Annotated in this window: 23 protein-coding genes and 1 pseudogene; 12 read left to right on the top strand and 12 right to left on the bottom strand. The window is 72.6% G+C overall.

Going from position 1 to position 14472, the window contains the following annotated elements; translation table 11 throughout:
- Both F9B16_RS51150 and F9B16_RS24500 read right to left on the bottom strand, forming a co-directional pair.
- Nucleotides 1-1011 (bottom strand): annotated as a pseudogene (locus tag F9B16_RS51150) (hypothetical protein); the annotation flags it as partial.
- Nucleotides 1012-1324: 313 nt separating this feature from the next.
- Entirely contained in the window at nt 1325-1570 is a 246-nt protein-coding gene (locus tag F9B16_RS24500; RefSeq protein ID WP_151542468.1) for a hypothetical protein, read from the bottom strand.
- A gap of 204 nt (nt 1571-1774) precedes the next feature.
- Here F9B16_RS24500 and F9B16_RS24495 point away from each other — a divergent pair, with 204 nt between their 5' ends.
- A complete protein-coding gene (locus F9B16_RS24495) occupies nt 1775-2332 on the top strand; it encodes a hypothetical protein (RefSeq protein ID WP_151542467.1) in 558 nt (185 codons plus the stop codon).
- Nucleotides 2333-2374: 42 nt separating this feature from the next.
- On the opposite strand, the gene F9B16_RS24490 is transcribed toward F9B16_RS24495, so the two are convergent.
- Nucleotides 2375-2587: a hypothetical protein gene (locus F9B16_RS24490; protein ID WP_151542466.1), complete on the bottom strand. Its 213-nt coding sequence runs from the start codon at nt 2585-2587 to the stop codon at nt 2375-2377.
- Entirely contained in the window at nt 2584-3342 is a 759-nt protein-coding gene (locus F9B16_RS24485; protein WP_151542465.1) for a hypothetical protein, read from the bottom strand. The genes F9B16_RS24490 and F9B16_RS24485 overlap by 4 nt, the downstream gene beginning before the upstream one ends.
- A 213-nt stretch (nt 3343-3555) precedes the next feature.
- Between F9B16_RS24485 and F9B16_RS24480 the strand changes: the two genes are divergently transcribed.
- From F9B16_RS24480 to F9B16_RS24460, 5 genes are all read left to right on the top strand, one after another.
- Nucleotides 3556-4239, top strand: coding sequence for a hypothetical protein (locus F9B16_RS24480; protein ID WP_151542464.1), 684 nt, complete (start codon nt 3556-3558; stop codon nt 4237-4239).
- Entirely contained in the window at nt 4239-4544 is a 306-nt protein-coding gene (locus tag F9B16_RS24475) for a hypothetical protein (RefSeq protein WP_151542463.1), read from the top strand. Before F9B16_RS24480 ends, F9B16_RS24475 begins: the two co-directional genes overlap by 1 nt.
- A gap of 82 nt (nt 4545-4626) precedes the next feature.
- Nucleotides 4627-4935, top strand: a complete 309-nt coding sequence (locus F9B16_RS24470; protein WP_151542462.1) for a hypothetical protein — start codon at nt 4627-4629, stop codon at nt 4933-4935.
- Nucleotides 4936-5007: 72 nt separating this feature from the next.
- The gene (locus F9B16_RS24465; RefSeq protein ID WP_151542461.1) at nt 5008-5373 is read left to right on the top strand and encodes a PadR family transcriptional regulator; all 366 of its coding nucleotides are present in this window, start codon (nt 5008-5010) and stop codon (nt 5371-5373) included.
- A gap of 359 nt (nt 5374-5732) precedes the next feature.
- Nucleotides 5733-6071, top strand: coding sequence for a hypothetical protein (locus F9B16_RS24460; RefSeq protein ID WP_151542460.1), 339 nt, complete (start codon nt 5733-5735; stop codon nt 6069-6071).
- Here F9B16_RS24460 and F9B16_RS24455 read toward each other — a convergent pair.
- From F9B16_RS24455 to F9B16_RS53680, 6 genes are all read right to left on the bottom strand, one after another.
- On the bottom strand, nt 6050-6397 hold the full coding sequence (locus tag F9B16_RS24455) for a helix-turn-helix transcriptional regulator (protein WP_151542459.1): 348 nt from the start codon (nt 6395-6397) through the stop codon (nt 6050-6052). The genes F9B16_RS24460 and F9B16_RS24455 overlap by 22 nt on opposite strands.
- A 31-nt stretch (nt 6398-6428) precedes the next feature.
- The gene (locus F9B16_RS24450) at nt 6429-7310 is read right to left on the bottom strand and encodes a deazapurine DNA modification protein DpdA family protein (protein WP_225991909.1); all 882 of its coding nucleotides are present in this window, start codon (nt 7308-7310) and stop codon (nt 6429-6431) included.
- A 50-nt stretch (nt 7311-7360) separates the two neighbouring features.
- Nucleotides 7361-8047 carry a hypothetical protein gene (locus F9B16_RS24445; protein WP_151542458.1) on the bottom strand — a complete coding sequence of 229 codons (687 nt, stop codon included), beginning with the start codon at nt 8045-8047 and terminating at the stop codon, nt 7361-7363.
- Between the two features lie 14 nt (nt 8048-8061).
- Nucleotides 8062-8229 carry a hypothetical protein gene (locus F9B16_RS51145; protein ID WP_192808975.1) on the bottom strand — a complete coding sequence of 56 codons (168 nt, stop codon included), beginning with the start codon at nt 8227-8229 and terminating at the stop codon, nt 8062-8064.
- A gap of 24 nt (nt 8230-8253) precedes the next feature.
- Nucleotides 8254-8481, bottom strand: coding sequence for a hypothetical protein (locus F9B16_RS24440; RefSeq protein ID WP_192808974.1), 228 nt, complete (start codon nt 8479-8481; stop codon nt 8254-8256).
- A gap of 109 nt (nt 8482-8590) precedes the next feature.
- Nucleotides 8591-9175: a hypothetical protein gene (locus tag F9B16_RS53680; protein WP_151542456.1), complete on the bottom strand. Its 585-nt coding sequence runs from the start codon at nt 9173-9175 to the stop codon at nt 8591-8593.
- A gap of 101 nt (nt 9176-9276) precedes the next feature.
- On the opposite strand from F9B16_RS53680, the gene F9B16_RS24430 reads away from it, so the two are divergent.
- The 4 genes from F9B16_RS24430 (at nt 9277) to F9B16_RS24415 (ending at nt 11986) form a co-directional block, all read left to right on the top strand.
- On the top strand, nt 9277-9753 hold the full coding sequence (locus F9B16_RS24430) for a hypothetical protein (protein WP_151542455.1): 477 nt from the start codon (nt 9277-9279) through the stop codon (nt 9751-9753).
- A 618-nt stretch (nt 9754-10371) separates the two neighbouring features.
- Entirely contained in the window at nt 10372-10614 is a 243-nt protein-coding gene (locus F9B16_RS24425; protein ID WP_151542454.1) for a hypothetical protein, read from the top strand.
- A 3-nt stretch (nt 10615-10617) separates the two neighbouring features.
- The gene (locus F9B16_RS24420; RefSeq protein ID WP_151542453.1) at nt 10618-11019 is read left to right on the top strand and encodes a hypothetical protein; all 402 of its coding nucleotides are present in this window, start codon (nt 10618-10620) and stop codon (nt 11017-11019) included.
- A gap of 283 nt (nt 11020-11302) precedes the next feature.
- Nucleotides 11303-11986: a hypothetical protein gene (locus tag F9B16_RS24415; protein ID WP_151542452.1), complete on the top strand. Its 684-nt coding sequence runs from the start codon at nt 11303-11305 to the stop codon at nt 11984-11986.
- 68 nt (nt 11987-12054) lie between these two features.
- Here the strand turns inward: F9B16_RS24415 and F9B16_RS24410 are convergent, their stop codons facing one another.
- Together F9B16_RS24410 and F9B16_RS24405 are read right to left on the bottom strand one after the other, a co-directional pair.
- Entirely contained in the window at nt 12055-12312 is a 258-nt protein-coding gene (locus F9B16_RS24410) for a DUF397 domain-containing protein (protein WP_151542451.1), read from the bottom strand.
- Nucleotides 12228-13049: a helix-turn-helix domain-containing protein gene (locus F9B16_RS24405; protein WP_151542450.1), complete on the bottom strand. Its 822-nt coding sequence runs from the start codon at nt 13047-13049 to the stop codon at nt 12228-12230. Before F9B16_RS24405 ends, F9B16_RS24410 begins: the two co-directional genes overlap by 85 nt.
- 134 nt (nt 13050-13183) lie before the next feature.
- Between F9B16_RS24405 and F9B16_RS24400 the strand changes: the two genes are divergently transcribed.
- Both F9B16_RS24400 and F9B16_RS24395 read left to right on the top strand, forming a co-directional pair.
- Entirely contained in the window at nt 13184-13456 is a 273-nt protein-coding gene (locus F9B16_RS24400; protein ID WP_225991907.1) for a hypothetical protein, read from the top strand.
- A gap of 382 nt (nt 13457-13838) precedes the next feature.
- Complete coding sequence (locus F9B16_RS24395) at nt 13839-14471, top strand: hypothetical protein (RefSeq protein ID WP_151542449.1); 633 nt, start codon at nt 13839-13841, stop codon at nt 14469-14471.
- The last annotated feature ends 1 nt before the right edge of the window (nt 14472 follow it).

The following is a 14472-nucleotide window of genomic DNA, read 5'->3' as shown; positions in this document are numbered from 1 at the left end:
GGCGCGGGCGGCCGCCGCCGCGGCGGTGCGGCGGGCCTGCTCGGCGGCCTCGGTGCGGCGGGCGGCGGCCAGGGCCTGGCTGCGGGAGGTGGCGGGCGTCCCGTCCGGGCCGAGCCAGTGGGCCAGGCGGTGGCGCACCCATCCGGCGACGTGCCGCAGGTCGCCGGGCGCGTAGGCGTACGGCCACTCCTGCCCGGTGGGCTCGTGGTTCAGCGCGTGGATGACGTCGGATGGGGTCCATCCGGCGTCCCACCAGGGGCGGAACAGGTGCCGCAGGTACCGTGCGGACAGCCGTGACAGCGTCCGGTCAGCGGCGCGCATCGCGGCCGCGACGGCGAGGCGGCCGCTGCGGCTACCCGGCACGGGCGAGGTTTTCCACAGCCCGCGGCCCTCGTTGATGGTTTGTCGGGTTTCGCCCTGTTCCTCGCGCGCGCGCGTACCTGCGCACGCACGGCTAGAGATCCCCGCTCCTACGGAGGCGGGGAGGGGTCCAACTTCTGTCCCCAGGGGGGCGGTGGGCTGCTCGTCGTCGGCGGGGTCGGGGCGGTCGTCGGGCGGGATCGGCACGGCGAGCACGTAGACGGCGGCGCGGTTGCCCTGGTCGGCGTGCGGGTCGGGCAGCGGGTAGAGCAGTCCGGCCCGGATGGTGGGGGTGGTGCCGGTCTCGACCACGGCGAGGCGGCCCCGGCGGCGGGCCCACGCCAGGATGCTGGCGACGCTGGCGCGGGAGACGCCGGCCTCGGCGGCGAGCCACTCCCAGGTGGGGCGGCTAGTCATCTCCTGGCCGGGCGAGCGGCCGGGGATGTCCGGCCACTCGGCAAAGCGGGCGAGCGCGCCGAGCACGGCGAGGACGTTGCGGCGCCGGTCGGCGCGGGCGAGGGCGAGCTCCTCGTCCTGGTCGAGCGAGTCGAGCCACTCGGCGATGGTGACCGCGCGCCGCGAGCCGTCCAGCTCGGCCAGCGCGCGGGCGACCGCCATCCGCCGCCCGATCCCGGGCGCGGGAACCTTCACGTGCCGGACCGGGCGAGCAGGACGGCGGCCGCGAGGGCGGCGGGTGCTGCTGCGTGACGTATCGGCTGGGTCTAGGTCGCTGACCTGCGGCGACGCGCCCGAATCGGGGCATAGGAGACCCAGCCCAGGGATCTCAGGTATCCTGGGCTCCAAGCTCGTGGCCCGGTGCCGACGGCATGAAAAAGCCGCCGGTCGGGACCGGGTGGGAGAGGCTCTAAAGCGCGTTTGGTTTCCTAGGCCGTGCGCTTGGGGCCTCTTTGCTGTCTAAGTGTTTGGGTGGCGCTCCTCCTCAGGGGCCTGGCGTGGCGGGAAGCTACGCGCCGAGCCGTAGTCGCTGCTGGCGCATGGGCGGTGATGCGACCTCGAACAGCCCCGCGGCCTCGGCGCGGGTCAGCACGTCGAGTAGGAACCCGTTCACGTCATCGAAGCCGGACCGCTCGGCGGCCTCTTCGATCTGGGTGTCGAAGTCCATGGGCACCCGGAGCGTGCGGGCGCGCCGGGGGCCCTTGCTCTTGCGGCCGCCCTTCCGTGCCGCTGCGACCAGGCGCTCGTTCTTCATGCGCCCCGTTCTATCGGAAACAGATTCGCTGCGGGGGGATGTTGGGGACGTGTCGCCGTAACTATTTGATCGCGTCCCGTATCGCGCGCCCGCTGCTGAGCGGGCAGGATGGCCACTGACCGGCGAACAAAAAAGTACGTGGTCTAAATCATGGGAGGGGCGCGTCTTCTGGTGGCTGAGGGGCTTGTGCGTGTCGTGGCGTGGGTGCGCCTCGGGACTGAGGCGCGGCTGTCGGCGCTCACCAACGCCGAGAGAGCGCGCCGCTGGCTGCTGGTCGCCGATGATCCCCGCTGGGACGACTCCGGACTCAGCGGCGCCGAACGGGGGCGGGTCAAGCTGCGCCGGGTGGCGTGGCTCGCCGAGCTGCGCGAGCGGGGCGAGCTCCTCGACACCGCCGCGGCGGTCCTGGCGCTGGGCGTACGCGCCGAGCTGGCGGAGCGCGGATGGGATCACCAGTGGCCGGCGGCGCCGGAAACAGCGGTCTCGGGGCGGTGGCCTGGAGCCCGGTCGAGCGGCTGGCCCGAGCGCATCGGCGCGAACCTGCCGGCCTCGCTGGTCGAGCAGGTCCGCGCGGCCTGCTGGCACTCCTCCCCCATCGCCGAGCTGCGGGCGTTCCGCGACGCCTTCCCCGGGCTGCTGACCGGGCGCCGGCTGCGGGAGTACAACGAGCTTTCGGCGCGGGTGGTCACCCCGGGCGACATCTGGCGCGCCGGATATCAGCGCGTCCTGTGGCCGGACCAGGGCGACGCCGAGACACGCTAAGGGTGGGCGCGCCGCGGCCATCCTTAAGAACGTACTTTAAAGTCACCAGGTGGCAGCGATGTAGGCCGCGCGGCGGGCGCCGTCCGGGGCGTCCTCGTCCTGCTCGTAGCGCTCGCCCTCCCACGTGCTGGTGGCGAGGTACTGGGCGACGTCGACGCCGGCGGCGGGCGAGTAGGCGCCGCCCTCGCCGACCAGGATCACGGGCATGTCGCCGGGCAGGCCGGCGAGCGCGGTGCGCAGCTCCTCGACGGTCATCGCGGCTGCTCCTCCTCGTCCTGGCCTGCGAGGAACTCGCTCTTGCAGCATCCGCAGGTGATCGCGCCGAGCGCGAGGACGGTCGGGGCGACCCGGATCCGGCGGGGCGGCTCGCATCTGCACACCGCCGCGCGGCCGTTGTTGCTGCTGGCGCGGGTGTCCTTCCCGGTGGCGCCGCCGTCCTCGTCCTCTCCCCCGGCGCCGCCCGTCCCGGGGCCGAGACGGGCGATGTGCTCCGACCGGCGGTAGGCGGTGATCGCGGCGGCGAGGCGCTCGACCTCGGCGGCGTAGGTCTGGGCGGTCTCGTCGGGGACGCTGGTGAGCGACCAGCCGATCCGCTCGTCCTTGGCGAGGGTGAGGCCGACCTCCTCGCCGAGCGCCTTGTACCGGGCGTTGTGCCAGCGGCCTTGACGGCTGGTGTCCTTGATGTCCCGCGCGGCCGCCAGGCCGTGCGCGCTCTCGTGCAGCAGCGTGCCGAGCACGTCGACCGCGCCGCGCTGGAGCCCCTCGCCCCCGACGAACAGCTCGGGAAGGTCGCCGTCCTCCTGGTGGACCCAGCGGGCACCCGCGTAGTGCCCGAGGGTGACCGCTCCCCGGGCGGCGCCGATCGTGCCCGATCCGATCGTGACGACCACGCGCGGCACATCGGGGTGACGGCGCCGGATCGCGGCCCAGGTGCGCTCGATCGCGTCGACCAGGGCGAGCGTGATGCTCTCGGCCGGGGCGGTTTCGGTGGTGGCGGATGTCGTCGTCATGGCTCCATCCTCGCAGCTTTGACACGTACGTGTCAACGCAGCATAGATAAAGAACGTACTTTAAAGTTGACTGGTCAGAGCCACTTTCCGAGGTTCGCGAGTCGGTTGCGACGGGGCGCCGTGGGGGTTACGTTCGGGTCGTTCTCGGCGTCCTGTGGGCGCTGTCCGGCGAGTGCGGCCCGGCTGCCGGCGGGCCGGTGAACGGGGTACGTGATGACGCAGACGAAGGAGCGGCGGCGCTCGTCGTTCGGGCCGCTACAGCTGGCCGATTACCTGGGCGTGCCGCACTGGTGGTGGCTGGGGCGGGCGCGGCGCCTCGGCCTGGTCGACGGGCCGGACCGGGAGGACGGGCGCTGGTCGGCGGACGCCGCCGAGCGGATCCGCGAGGGGCTGGAGGAGCTGCGGGCCAAGGTCGGGGCGCTGCCGGACATGGGCGCGGGCCGCGCGGTGGAGGTGCTCGGCGAGCGGCTCGGTATCGAGGTGTCCGGCGACGCCGTCCGCGAGCTGGTCCGTACTGGGCAACTCCCGGTAGTCGGCGCGTACAAGGAGCGGCCCCTGTACTGCGGGCGGGCCCTGGAGGCGCTGGCCGGGCGGGAGGACGCCGCGGCAGTGCTGGCACAGGCCGAGCGGGACGGGCGGCTGATGGTCGCCGACGAAGCGGCGGCCTACCTGCGCATCCGGCGCAGCGACTTCGGGCACCTCGTGCGCGCCGGCGTCGTGGCGCCGGCCGACTGGGGGAACTCGCGCTACTACGGGCAGCTCGTGCCGCTGTACCGGGCCCTCGACCTGGACACGGTCGCCGAGCACGCCGGCGTTGACCTGGACGCGGTACGCGCGACGCCCGCGGGGCGCCGGTCGCCGCTGGCCACGCTGCCCACCGCGAACCGGGAGGCGTGATGGTGCAGCTCCGGATCATGCACAGCGATCCCGACCGGGTCCGCGAGGTCGCCGAGCTCCTGCTCCCGCTGATGCGGGCCTCCGGCCTCCTGCACGTCGGCGACGAGACCGAGCTCCCCAACCGCCGCGATGGCGGCCTGCGGGTCGTGGTGGAGGTGACGCCGGCGGGCCCGCCGGTCCGCGTCCGAGCCGACGCTGGCGACGCCTCCTCGTCCTCGACGCCGCGGCGCTCGCCGCGTCCCGGCCTCTCCCCCGGCGGGCGGGCGCTCCCTCCGGCGCGGGCCCGGCTCGATCCCGGCCCCTGACGCGTCGACGCGTGTACGCGGCGGCCCTGGACCCTCACCGGTCCAGGGCCGTTCTGAGTTTCGCGGGGGTAGGGTCGCGGCCATGGTCCCCTTGCCCACTCCCCCGGCCTGGCTGCTCGCGTGCGTGGTCTGCTCGGACCTGCACGAGCTCTACCGCTCGCATCTCACCGCGGGGCGGCAGGCCGCCACCCTGACGGTTCAGGAAGAGCTCGCCCGGCACCTGGTCGCGGATCATCTCGACCAGGTCCCGGGCTACGTGCCGGACTGCTCGGCCTGCGGTGAGTGGCGCGCGGTGGCCGCGGACGCCAGCGACGCCGCGCGGCTCGTCGCGGCGGAAGATCTGCGGCACCGGGCGATGCACCTGTTCGCCCCCTCAGTCCCCACCAGCTAGGCGCGGAACCGAAGCGCGAGGCAATGCGTCAGATCGCCATCCAACGTTCTAGTACCTAGATACGATAAGGGGATGAGCGGCATCGAACGCGTCACTCGTCCGCTCCTGGATGTGCTGGAAGAGTTCTTCCAAGCACACCTGCGGGGCGAGGAACTGCACGGCTGGGCCCTTGTGCACAGCACCAAACGCGCCGGACCGACCGTCTACCGGGTGCTCGACCGGTTGGAAGATGCCGGATGGGTAGCGGGCCGGTGGGAACAGCACAACCCTGATCCCAGCCGTCCCCGGCGGCGGTTCTACCAGTTGACCGGCGTCGGAGTCACTGAAGCGCGTCTGCTCCTGGGCGAGCGGCGGCCGCGGGCATTGCAGCCGGCGGCACGTCCGCTCCCGGGCACGGCGGCGGGTGGCTGGTCGCTGCGCAGGGCGGAGGGCCGATGACCTCCTGGACAGCAATCGCGGTCTCCGCCGCGGTCGGTTTGGTCGTGGGCGAGTGGTCTGACCTCGCCCCTTGGACGGCCCGCAAGCTGGTATGTTGGTCGGCTCGCCGCCGGTATGGCGCCACCGAACGCGGCGCCATCCGCGCTGAGGAGTTGACGGCGCTCATCGATGACCGTCCCAGCAAGGTGCTCAAGCTGGCCACCGCGTGCGGGTACGCCGGGGCGGCCACAGCCGAGAGTCTGGGAAGAGGGATCAGCAGGAGCGCCCACCGGCTGGTCGCGGCGTACGTTGCTCAGCGGAAGCGACGGCCATTCGTCAGAGACCTGGGCCGTCGTAGGTGGCGCGCTGAGGATCGCCTCATGACGCCGAGCCTCTACGCCCTTGCGGGCGGGCCGGGCGGTCTGTTCGTGGTGCTTGCCATCATGGGGCTGACTGGTGTCATTGACCTTTCGACTTACCACATCGTGCAGTACGCACTCGGGGCAGTCACGATGCTGGGGATGGCGCTGCACCTGCGTACCTACCGCGCCTTCCGCTGCCCGGTCGGCGGTCACGTCTACTTCCACCGGCCCCGAGGCGGGCGGGCCCGGTGGGTGATCATGCCGTCAAGGACTCGGCTGTGCGCAGGACACCGTTACCCGCTGTGGGGCCTGATCGTTGGCGCCCGCGCTCCCGGTCATCCCGACTCGGCCCGGTAAGCCTCCGTCCAGTCCTCGAGTTCGGATAGCGGCCAGTAGTTGCGGTAGAGGAACCGATGCGCGGCCGGGAACGGCAACGCCTTCGGGCCGCCTCGGGTGAGCCAACCGCTGATGGTCTTGGGCGCGATGCCGGTCACGGCGGCCGCGCCGGCGGTGTCGACCCACACGTCTGCGTTGGGTAGCTCGGGCAGGCCGAGCAGCCGTCCGGCCGGGGGCTCGGTTCCGGCGGCGCGGGCCTCGGCGAGGGCTTGGGCGTGCTCGGCGAGGTCGACGGCCTCGACGGGCTCGGCGCCGCGGTGTTCGGTGGGTTCGTCGCGGGCGGGCATGGCGGAACTCCTTTCAGCAGTTCTAAAACTGTCAGCATAGGGCGAGGTCGTCGCTGTCGTGGATGAGGTCGAGCTGTTGCGGCGCGTCCATTGCCGCGGTGAACCGGCCGAGCAGGTCGTCTTGCCAGGACAACGCCGCGTGCATGCAGTTGCCGCAGTGCTTGCGGTACCCGGCGCACTGCGGGGCCGGCGGGCGGCGGCGCATCGCGGCCGACCACGCCATGGAGTCGGCCGTGGTGAGCCAGCGCCCGTACCGCAGGAGCCCGGCGGTCTTGACGCCGAACCCGTGTAGCGGCAGGTCGAGAGCGGCGAGCTCGCGGAAGATGGTGCCGATCTCCGCCGTGCCTTGACGGCGGCACACCGACCCGACGCCCACCACGGGGTAATCGGTGCTGAGCCGGACGCCCGCCTCCTCGTACAGCTCGACGCACCTGAGGTAGTCGTCCACGGTCCATCCTTGGATGACCGGCATCACGGGGCACTCGCCGTACCCGTACTGCGGCCAAAGGGCCTCAAGCTCAACGAAGTTGGCGACCGTGAGGGCCTGGTGCTCGGCGACGCTGCGCCCGGTCCCGGCGAACTGCTGCCCCGCCCAGGTGCCGCCCTCGATGACGGCGGGCTCGCACATCCAATCCTGCGGGGCGGCCCACGCGAGATCGCCGATCTCCTCGTCGTAGCGGGCCAGGGCCTCGATGTACTCGCGCGGGCCGGTCCGGAACTGGCCGTAGCGCTGGAGTTCGGTGAACGCTCCGGAGTCCACGGCGTAGTGGCGGTAGTCCGGGCGCGGGAGCGTCACGAGCTTGCGGAGGGTCCGGTGGGAGATGAACAGCGCGACCTCGCGCGGCGCGGTGAGCAGCCATCCCGGCCGGTGCGTGCCCAGGTAGAACGTGAGCGCTTGCTCGTCGCAGATCATCCCCCACCTCCTTCGTCTCAGGTTTAAAACTGCGTCGCGTGGGCGGCGCGCTAGAAGATCACGCCCTGTCCGGTGGCGCCCTCCTGGTCGACGGCGTACGCCTCGGCGACGGCGGCCGGGATGCGGCCCTTGCCGATCGGCCAACGGTGCTCGGCGGCCCATTCGCGCATCGCGTCGCGGCGGCCGCGCTTCCTGCGAGCCTCGGCGTCATTGGCGGCCGCCCGCTCGGCGAGCTCGGCGGCCTTGCGCTCGCGGCGCTCCTTGCTGGCCTGGATGCTGCGGCGGGTGACCATCTCGGCGCGGTACGCACGGTAGGCCGGCGGGGTGAGCTCGTCCTCGGTGGCGTCCTCGGGGTAGAGGCCGGTCCTGATCACCCATGCGAGGACGGCGGCGCGTCCGGCGGCGCTGTGGCACTCGCAGTCGCAGACCCATCGGCAGGTGCGGTCGGCGTACCAGACCTGCGCGTGGGCGGTGCGCTGCGGGCCGGTGGCGGTCGGCGTCGGGTGCTCGTAGGGCTCGGGGTGGAACGCGCCGTACTCCCCGCCGCGCCGCAGGACGCTGCCGATCGGGAGCGTGAGCGGCTCGCGTCGCTGGCACCGGTCGCCGTGGCGGCACTCCCCGCCGGTGTACTGGCACGCGCACGCGGTGAAGAATCCGGGGGTGCTGGCGAACGTCTTGCCCATGGCCGGGGTCCATGCGTGCTCGCGGACCCATGCGGCGGCGGTGTCGGTCATCATCGGGGGCGGCCTCCTCAGCGGTCGCGCTCGCCGAGCCACTGCTCGGCACAGGTCTTGTGGCAGGGGACGTCGCGGTCCGGGCTGCGCATCAGGGCGGGCTTTCCGCAGATCACGCAGGGTTCCGGCGTCGCGCTCACGCGGGCCTTGCTCCAGTCGAGACGGGGGCGGGGCTTGTCCGGCATCGTGGCTCCAGTTTTAAAACTGCACTAGCTTCGGATGACGAGCAGGCGCCATCCGCTGCCGCGCAGCTCGCGCCACGTGACGGTGGCGGCGGCGGCGATGACCAGGACGGCGAGCAGGTGCGCGGCGGCCGTGGTGGCGGCGGGGTGCATGAGCGCGGCGAGGGCGACCGCGCCGGCGAGCGTGGGGAGCGGGGCGAGGTAGAGCAGCAGCGCGGCGAGGGCGGCAATCAGGGTGATCGCGGCGAGGGTCATTCGGGGCTCCTTCGGTGGTGGTCCTGCCTTCCGCTTCTCATTGTAGCAGTTTTAAAACTGCACTGCGGGCGCTGGGGCAGATCACCGCAGGTTCTTCGCGGCTCGGGCCCTACCGGAACATGCCGCCGAGCGCGGCCTGGCAGGCGGCGATGTGGGCGGCGTCGTGGTACCGGCGGCGGCACTCGGTCCGCACCCATCCGGCCGGGCGCCGGTGGCGTGGTCGGGCGTGGTGGTGGTGCGGGCGCGGCCGCGGGCGGTGGGCGTGCGGGCGGGGCTGCCTCGGCCGGGGTGCGGGCGCCGGCGCCGCGGCGCCGTGGTGGTGGTGCGTCCGGCCGTGGTGGTGCTGCTGGTGGTGCGGCTTGCCGCTCGGGGTCGGGCTGGCACTCGTGGGCGTCGGCGAGGCCGGAGCCGGTGCGCTCGGGAGCGGCGCCGCGGGCGCCGACGTCCTCGTCCTGGCGCTCGTCGGGCTCGGCCTGGTGCTCGTTCTCGTGGCGGCGTCGGCCCCGCTGTGCCCGCCGTCGTCGGCGAGCTGCATGACGGCGGCGACGGCGAAAGCCGCGAGGAGACCGGCGACGGCGGGGACGAGCCAGCGGCGGCGCGTGGGCTGCCGGTAGGGCACGTGGCCGGGCTCGGGGTGCGTGGGCGCCTCGGGCGGGATGCGCGAGTACGCGGAGGGCGGGAGATCGCCGTACATCAGCCGGTCCCCCGGATCAGGAGTCGAGATCGCATCACAGAATGCATACAGGCCACTACGTACGGTCGCAACACGGGATGGTCGTGGCTACGGTGCGACCCATGAGCGATCCCCTGGACTCCGAGCCCGTCGTCCCTGCCGTCATCACCGCTGGCCATTCGGCGCGGGCGTCGCTGCGGCTGGTCGGCGGTGGCGGCTGCATGGCCGGGGGGACGCACTTGCCGAGCTGGAGCCGGGCGGACGTCGCCGAGCTGACCGACCATCCGCGCGGCGCTCGGCATCCGGCCCGGGTAGCGCACGGGGTCACGGTCTGGGTCACCCGGTGCGGCCAGTGCGAGGTGCCGCTCCTGCTCGTCGGGCCGTGGGGCGCGGGGCGGTCGGGCCCGCCGGCGTGCTCGCCGCCGCTGGTCCTGGAGCTCGTCGGGGCGGTGCTGGGCGATGACGCGCGAGCCGAGCTCGACCAGGGTCACGCGCCGCGGCGGCCACCGCTGCCGCCGTTCCCTCCGGCGCCGTTCCCGCCCTCGGTCGGGGCCGTGGGCGGCATCGGCGATCCGGGGGCGCCGGCCCGCTGGGCGTGATCGCCGCGGCGATGCCTGATACCGCCGGACCGGTTGGGGTGGCCGTCTCCCCCGGTGTGCGGCGGGTCGTAACACACGCTGGTGATCGCGTACCAAAGGCACTCGCGGCACATGTACGTGCGGTGGCCCCACAGCCCGCGCCTGCGGTCGCCGATCGCCGCCGAGCATTGGCAGGGCGACCAGCCCACATCGGTGCCCGTCGCGGCGAGGTCGTGGCCGTAGGGGCACATCCTGGGCGGCTCGTCCTGGTCGGGGTCTCTCACCTGCACGAACCGACCATAACCGAACGCCTGTTCGAGTTCGGGGGGTGGCTTGTGCCCGGCCCCGTGCTCACCGGTAGTCGGGCGAGGGCCTCGGCCCCGTGGGTGCCCTTCCCGCTCCCCCTTTTTCTCCCGAACCGACACAGAGTTCAGCCAGTGCCGTTCGGGTTCGGTCAAGGGTGGCCGTAGGCCATCGCGTAGCGACGCCGTAGGCGCCCTTGATGGGTTCCGGGCGGCACGTACCATCCGGCCTCGGGTCGGGAGGGAAAGGGGGAGCCCCGGCCGGAGGCCGGGGTGTTGTCCGGCCTTGTGGCCGGACGTCCGGGCGTGCGGGGGCCTGCGGCGTACACTCGGGGCCATGAGCGAGCACCAGGACGACGCGGCCGAGCGGCGCGCCGAGCTGCACCGGCTCGTCGACGAGCTCGACGCGGCCAAGCTGCCGGCGGCGCTGCTGCGGCTGGCTGATGAGCATGAGCGGCCGGTCGCCTCGACCGATGACGCCCTGACGGCGCTGGCTGCGCTGCCCGGTGGGCTGCCGGTCGGCGAGGTCGAGCGGGCCCGGCGGTCGCTGGACGCCTCCTCGCACCGTCGCGCGTCCTGATCGGTGATCAGCGGACGTCTGCTGGACGTTGCCGCCGTCGAGACGGCGATCACGGGCCGCACCCTGTACGCGCGTGCGATGATCGCGGCCGCCTTGCAGCAGGGGAACGCCGTGGCGATCCCTGCTCCTGCGCTCGCGGTGGGGCTGGCGCGGATTCCCGGGCCGCTGCGCCGTCAGGGCCTCGCGGCGCTCCTGGGCGTCGCGGTGGTGGTGGTCGAGCCCTTCGGCGAGCGCGACGCCGCGGCGGCCGCCGATCTCCTCGCCGGCGCCCGACCGCCCTCGACCGACATCACGGCGGCCGCGGTGGCGCTGGCCGGACGGCGGCGCGGCTGGCCGATCCTCACCGACCGTGCGGCAGAACTTCTGGCCCTTGACGCCGCACTGCGCACCGAACCTCTCCCCTGATCTCCTCCTGAATCCTGCGAACCTCAGCCCGTCTCCCCGCCCTGTACGGGCCTGACCGTGGCGCGCTGACCTGCACCGGCGCCCCGGCCACCGTCCTGCAGCACGGTCGATTCGAGGGCAAGGAGACCCGGAGCGCAGGGCCGTCTACGGCCCGAGCACCGGAAGCTCCGCGGCAGCGATTCCCCCGACCACGGACCGGCCCCGGCCACGCTGGGAATCGGCCCGCCTCGACCCCGTGCCCGCCCTACCGTGGGAACCCGGTGACCTGGACGGAAGGGCGTACGTGGTGTTGACGGTGGATGTGGCGCCCGAGCTCGTCGGCGAGATCGACCCGGCCGACGTCGAGCAGCTCGCCCGCGCGGCGGCGGACGGGTGGACGTGCGCGGTCTGCGGCGACGCCGGCGCGGTGGACGGTATCGCGGAGGTCGTGCTCCTGCGCGAGGGGCTGGTGACCGCGGCGCGGCTCGCGCACCCGTGGTGCGTCCCGGACGCCCCGGTCCGGCAGGTGGCCGGGCTGCGGGAGGCGCTCGCGGAGTCCCGGCCTGCGACCGCGACGGCGGGCCTGGCCGGAGACGTGCCGCTCCTGGTCGTCGACCTGGCCGATACCGTCGCCGGCGGCGATCCCGGCGGCGAGCGCGTCGACAAGGTCGCCGCGCACCTGCTCGGCCTCGGCCTGGACCTGGTCGCCGATCTCGCCCGGCTCGCCGAGCTGGGCGCGGCCACCGGATGGCGCGCCGCTCTCGGGCCGGACTGGCTGACCCTCACGCAGCCGGACCGGACGCGGTTGTATGACGGCGAGCTCGTCCTCCCGGACGGGTGGGCGGCGGCCGCCGCGGTGGTCGGCGGCTGCGTGCTCCTGGTCGCCTCCGGCCTCGGCTCGCACACCGCCCTGGACCGGATCGGCGAGCGCCTCGCGGCCGCCGCTCGTGCTGGTCGGCTGGTCGGCGGCGTGGTGCCGGTCATCTGACCGTCCATGCCGTGAACAGCATGAAGGGCCCCGGGTGACCGGGGCCCTTCATGCTGCGGGGTGGTGATCTATGAGCGCTTCAGGTCGGCCAGCAGTGCCCGGAAGGTGTCGCGGCCGAGCATGAGCTTGGGGCCCTCGGGGTCCTTGCTGTCACGTACGGCAACGCTGGCCGTCAGTGATGCGAGCTCGACGCAGTCACCTCCCTGGGCGCTGCTTCGGCTCGCCTTCCGCCATACAAGGTTCACTGCATGCCCTCCATGTACCGCGTGACGAGCTCTCGTGAGGCGCCTGCGGGTAGTGCTTCCTGGCCGATGGTGTCCCACCATATTGCGTAGGACAGCACCTCGGCTGAGGTGGGGACAAGTCGCCCGCCGCCCGGCGCTTCCACATACGCTACGTCACTTCCACCTGATGTCATGATCTTGAAGCATCCGTCCAGTCCGATGTGCGCGCCGGCGGCCGTGGGGACGACTCGGACGGAGGTGTTCGGGAGGTGGGAGACCTCCAGCAGGTGCCGTAGTTGGTCCCGCATGACCTCCGGCCCGCCTACGGGGACGGCGAGCAGCGGCTCCCAGATCAGTACGAGCAGGACGGGCGGCTCGTCCTGGTGAAGGATCTGCTGTCGTAGGAGCCGGGCCTCAAGCAGGTCGGTGATGTCGGAGAACCCTCCGGCGAGCCTTCCGGCGAGCAGGCTCGCGCGGGCGTAGTCCTGCGTCTGGAACAGGCCCGGTATCCAGGCGAGATCCCAGATCTTGATCACGCGGGCGCGTCGCTCGATCTCGACGTGCTGCCGGAACCATTCCGGGTCGTGGCCTTTGCTGGCATACCAGACCATGAGGGTGAAATGCCCTCCTGTGTCCCACGCCTTATCCAGGATTACCGCCTGATCTTCTGTCAGGCGGGCCTGGTCGTTTTCCAGCCTGGAAATGGACGAGCGGCCGACGTTCAGCAGACGGGCCACCGCTTGCCCGGACTGCCCTCGCCGCTCACGGTAAAGCCGCAGGTCATGAGCTATCCACGCCCACATGGACGATCGCGGATCCGGTGACGGATTGATCGGCATTACTCACGCTCCGCTTCCCAAGCTTTACCGGCTTTCCCAGGGAATGGTGACAAGGTACTCGCCAAACACTCAGTGTGTGGCGTAGTTTACAGTGTTCTACCAGCATTCCCGGGCCAACAGCAGGTGATTACGTCATGACCGGCAAGACGCTCGAACCCGCTCCCTCGGCTGCTGAGCGCGCGAGCTTGGCGGCGGACTTCCCTGACTGGGCGATCTGGCCCAGCGATGCCGGGCACTGGTACGCGACCCGGCGGGCCGACCTGCCTAAGGAGCTCCGCGGCGGCGGGGTCTGGGTAACGGTGGATGCCGGCGACCTGGCCGGGCTGCGCGCCGAGCTTGAGACTCAGGCCGAGCGGCTCCAGGCACGGCGCAGCGAGGTTCTTGCGGAGGGCGGCGGGGACCGGTGAGAGTCCGGACGCCGGAGACGCTGCGGCGCCGGGCAGACGATGCAGACGCGCTCGCCCGGGGCCGCGCGGCCGTCGACCAGCTCGCGATGTCCTCCCCCGGCTGGTGGCTGATGTACGGCCCAGCGAGTCGACGGCTCTGGGCGTTCCCCACGTGGCCGAAGGCTCCGGCACTCACCCTCAGCTCGTCCGACCCGCGCGGCCTACTCGCCGCGATGCGCGAGGCCGAGCGCGAGCATCGGGCGCCGGCCTGGGTCGGCTCCCCCATTGACCACCGTGGCGGCGCGGCGGTGCCCCCGTCCCCGCGCCGTCACGGTTACCACTCGTCGGCGGCCTGGCCGCCGTCGTCGCTCGTCCACCCGTCAACCTCTGGAAGGGAATCCTGATGGACGAACAGCACACCAACACCCTGCCCGCGCCTCGCGAGGTCGGGGACCGCGCGGCGGAGATCCTCGCAACGCTGGAGGCCGACCGCGAGTACGAACGGCTCGCATCCTCGACGCAGCTCTACGCCGACTGCTGGGCCACCTTCACCGGTTACCCGCTGGTCGCGCGCTGGGACCTCGACCGCGACTCGGCCCCGCTCTTCGATGAGGCGATGCGGGTCCTGGCCCTCAAGGCCGCGGTGTACGAGCTCACCAACGGCAACGAGAGCATCGCCGAGCTGATGGTGTCGGCCCCGGTGGACGAGATGGTCCACGCGGTCATCGCGCAGGCCACGCTGTGCACCCGGATCCACGACCGCACCGGCGTGGACCTGGTCCACATGACCGACCGCGAGCGGTTCGGCTGGGACCACGGCGACTACACCGAGCAGTGCTACCGCGCGGCCGGATGGGGCGACCCGCCCGCCCGGTACTGGATCGGCAAGGACGAGACCCGGCGCCGCCTGGCCCTGCTGGAGGCCCGGTACTCCTCGATCGGCATCCACAAGGGCGGCAGGCACCACGGGTTCGACTTCGGCGACACCGATGCGGACGCCGGCGACCGGACCCCCGCCGAGCTGCACGCCGGCTAGC

It is taken from the genome of Actinomadura montaniterrae (assembly GCF_008923365.1).
GTDB lineage: Bacteria > Actinomycetota > Actinomycetes > Streptosporangiales > Streptosporangiaceae > Spirillospora > Spirillospora montaniterrae.
Note: the sequence above shows the minus strand (reverse complement) of the source record. Positions and strands in the feature narration are given on the sequence as shown.

Coding starts and splice junctions, on each gene's coding strand:
- F9B16_RS24500 (WP_151542468.1), bottom strand. CDS start 1,570: ATGAAGAACGAGCGCCTGGTCGCAGCGGCACGGAAGGGCGGCCGCAAG.
- F9B16_RS24490 (WP_151542466.1), bottom strand. CDS start 2,587: ATGACCGTCGAGGAGCTGCGCACCGCGCTCGCCGGCCTGCCCGGCGAC.
- F9B16_RS24485 (WP_151542465.1), bottom strand. CDS start 3,342: ATGACGACGACATCCGCCACCACCGAAACCGCCCCGGCCGAGAGCATC.
- F9B16_RS24480 (WP_151542464.1), top strand. CDS start 3,556: ATGACGCAGACGAAGGAGCGGCGGCGCTCGTCGTTCGGGCCGCTACAG.
- F9B16_RS24475 (WP_151542463.1), top strand. CDS start 4,239: ATGGTGCAGCTCCGGATCATGCACAGCGATCCCGACCGGGTCCGCGAG.
- F9B16_RS24470 (WP_151542462.1), top strand. CDS start 4,627: ATGGTCCCCTTGCCCACTCCCCCGGCCTGGCTGCTCGCGTGCGTGGTC.
- F9B16_RS24465 (WP_151542461.1), top strand. CDS start 5,008: ATGAGCGGCATCGAACGCGTCACTCGTCCGCTCCTGGATGTGCTGGAA.
- F9B16_RS24460 (WP_151542460.1), top strand. CDS start 5,733: ATGACGCCGAGCCTCTACGCCCTTGCGGGCGGGCCGGGCGGTCTGTTC.
- F9B16_RS24455 (WP_151542459.1), bottom strand. CDS start 6,397: ATGCCCGCCCGCGACGAACCCACCGAACACCGCGGCGCCGAGCCCGTC.
- F9B16_RS24450 (WP_225991909.1), bottom strand. CDS start 7,310: ATGATCTGCGACGAGCAAGCGCTCACGTTCTACCTGGGCACGCACCGG.
- F9B16_RS24445 (WP_151542458.1), bottom strand. CDS start 8,047: ATGATGACCGACACCGCCGCCGCATGGGTCCGCGAGCACGCATGGACC.
- F9B16_RS51145 (WP_192808975.1), bottom strand. CDS start 8,229: ATGCCGGACAAGCCCCGCCCCCGTCTCGACTGGAGCAAGGCCCGCGTG.
- F9B16_RS24440 (WP_192808974.1), bottom strand. CDS start 8,481: ATGACCCTCGCCGCGATCACCCTGATTGCCGCCCTCGCCGCGCTGCTG.
- F9B16_RS53680 (WP_151542456.1), bottom strand. CDS start 9,175: ATGTACGGCGATCTCCCGCCCTCCGCGTACTCGCGCATCCCGCCCGAG.
- F9B16_RS24430 (WP_151542455.1), top strand. CDS start 9,277: ATGAGCGATCCCCTGGACTCCGAGCCCGTCGTCCCTGCCGTCATCACC.
- F9B16_RS24425 (WP_151542454.1), top strand. CDS start 10,372: ATGAGCGAGCACCAGGACGACGCGGCCGAGCGGCGCGCCGAGCTGCAC.
- F9B16_RS24410 (WP_151542451.1), bottom strand. CDS start 12,312: ATGGTGGGACACCATCGGCCAGGAAGCACTACCCGCAGGCGCCTCACG.
- F9B16_RS24405 (WP_151542450.1), bottom strand. CDS start 13,049: ATGCCGATCAATCCGTCACCGGATCCGCGATCGTCCATGTGGGCGTGG.
- F9B16_RS24400 (WP_225991907.1), top strand. CDS start 13,184: ATGACCGGCAAGACGCTCGAACCCGCTCCCTCGGCTGCTGAGCGCGCG.
- F9B16_RS24395 (WP_151542449.1), top strand. CDS start 13,839: ATGGACGAACAGCACACCAACACCCTGCCCGCGCCTCGCGAGGTCGGG.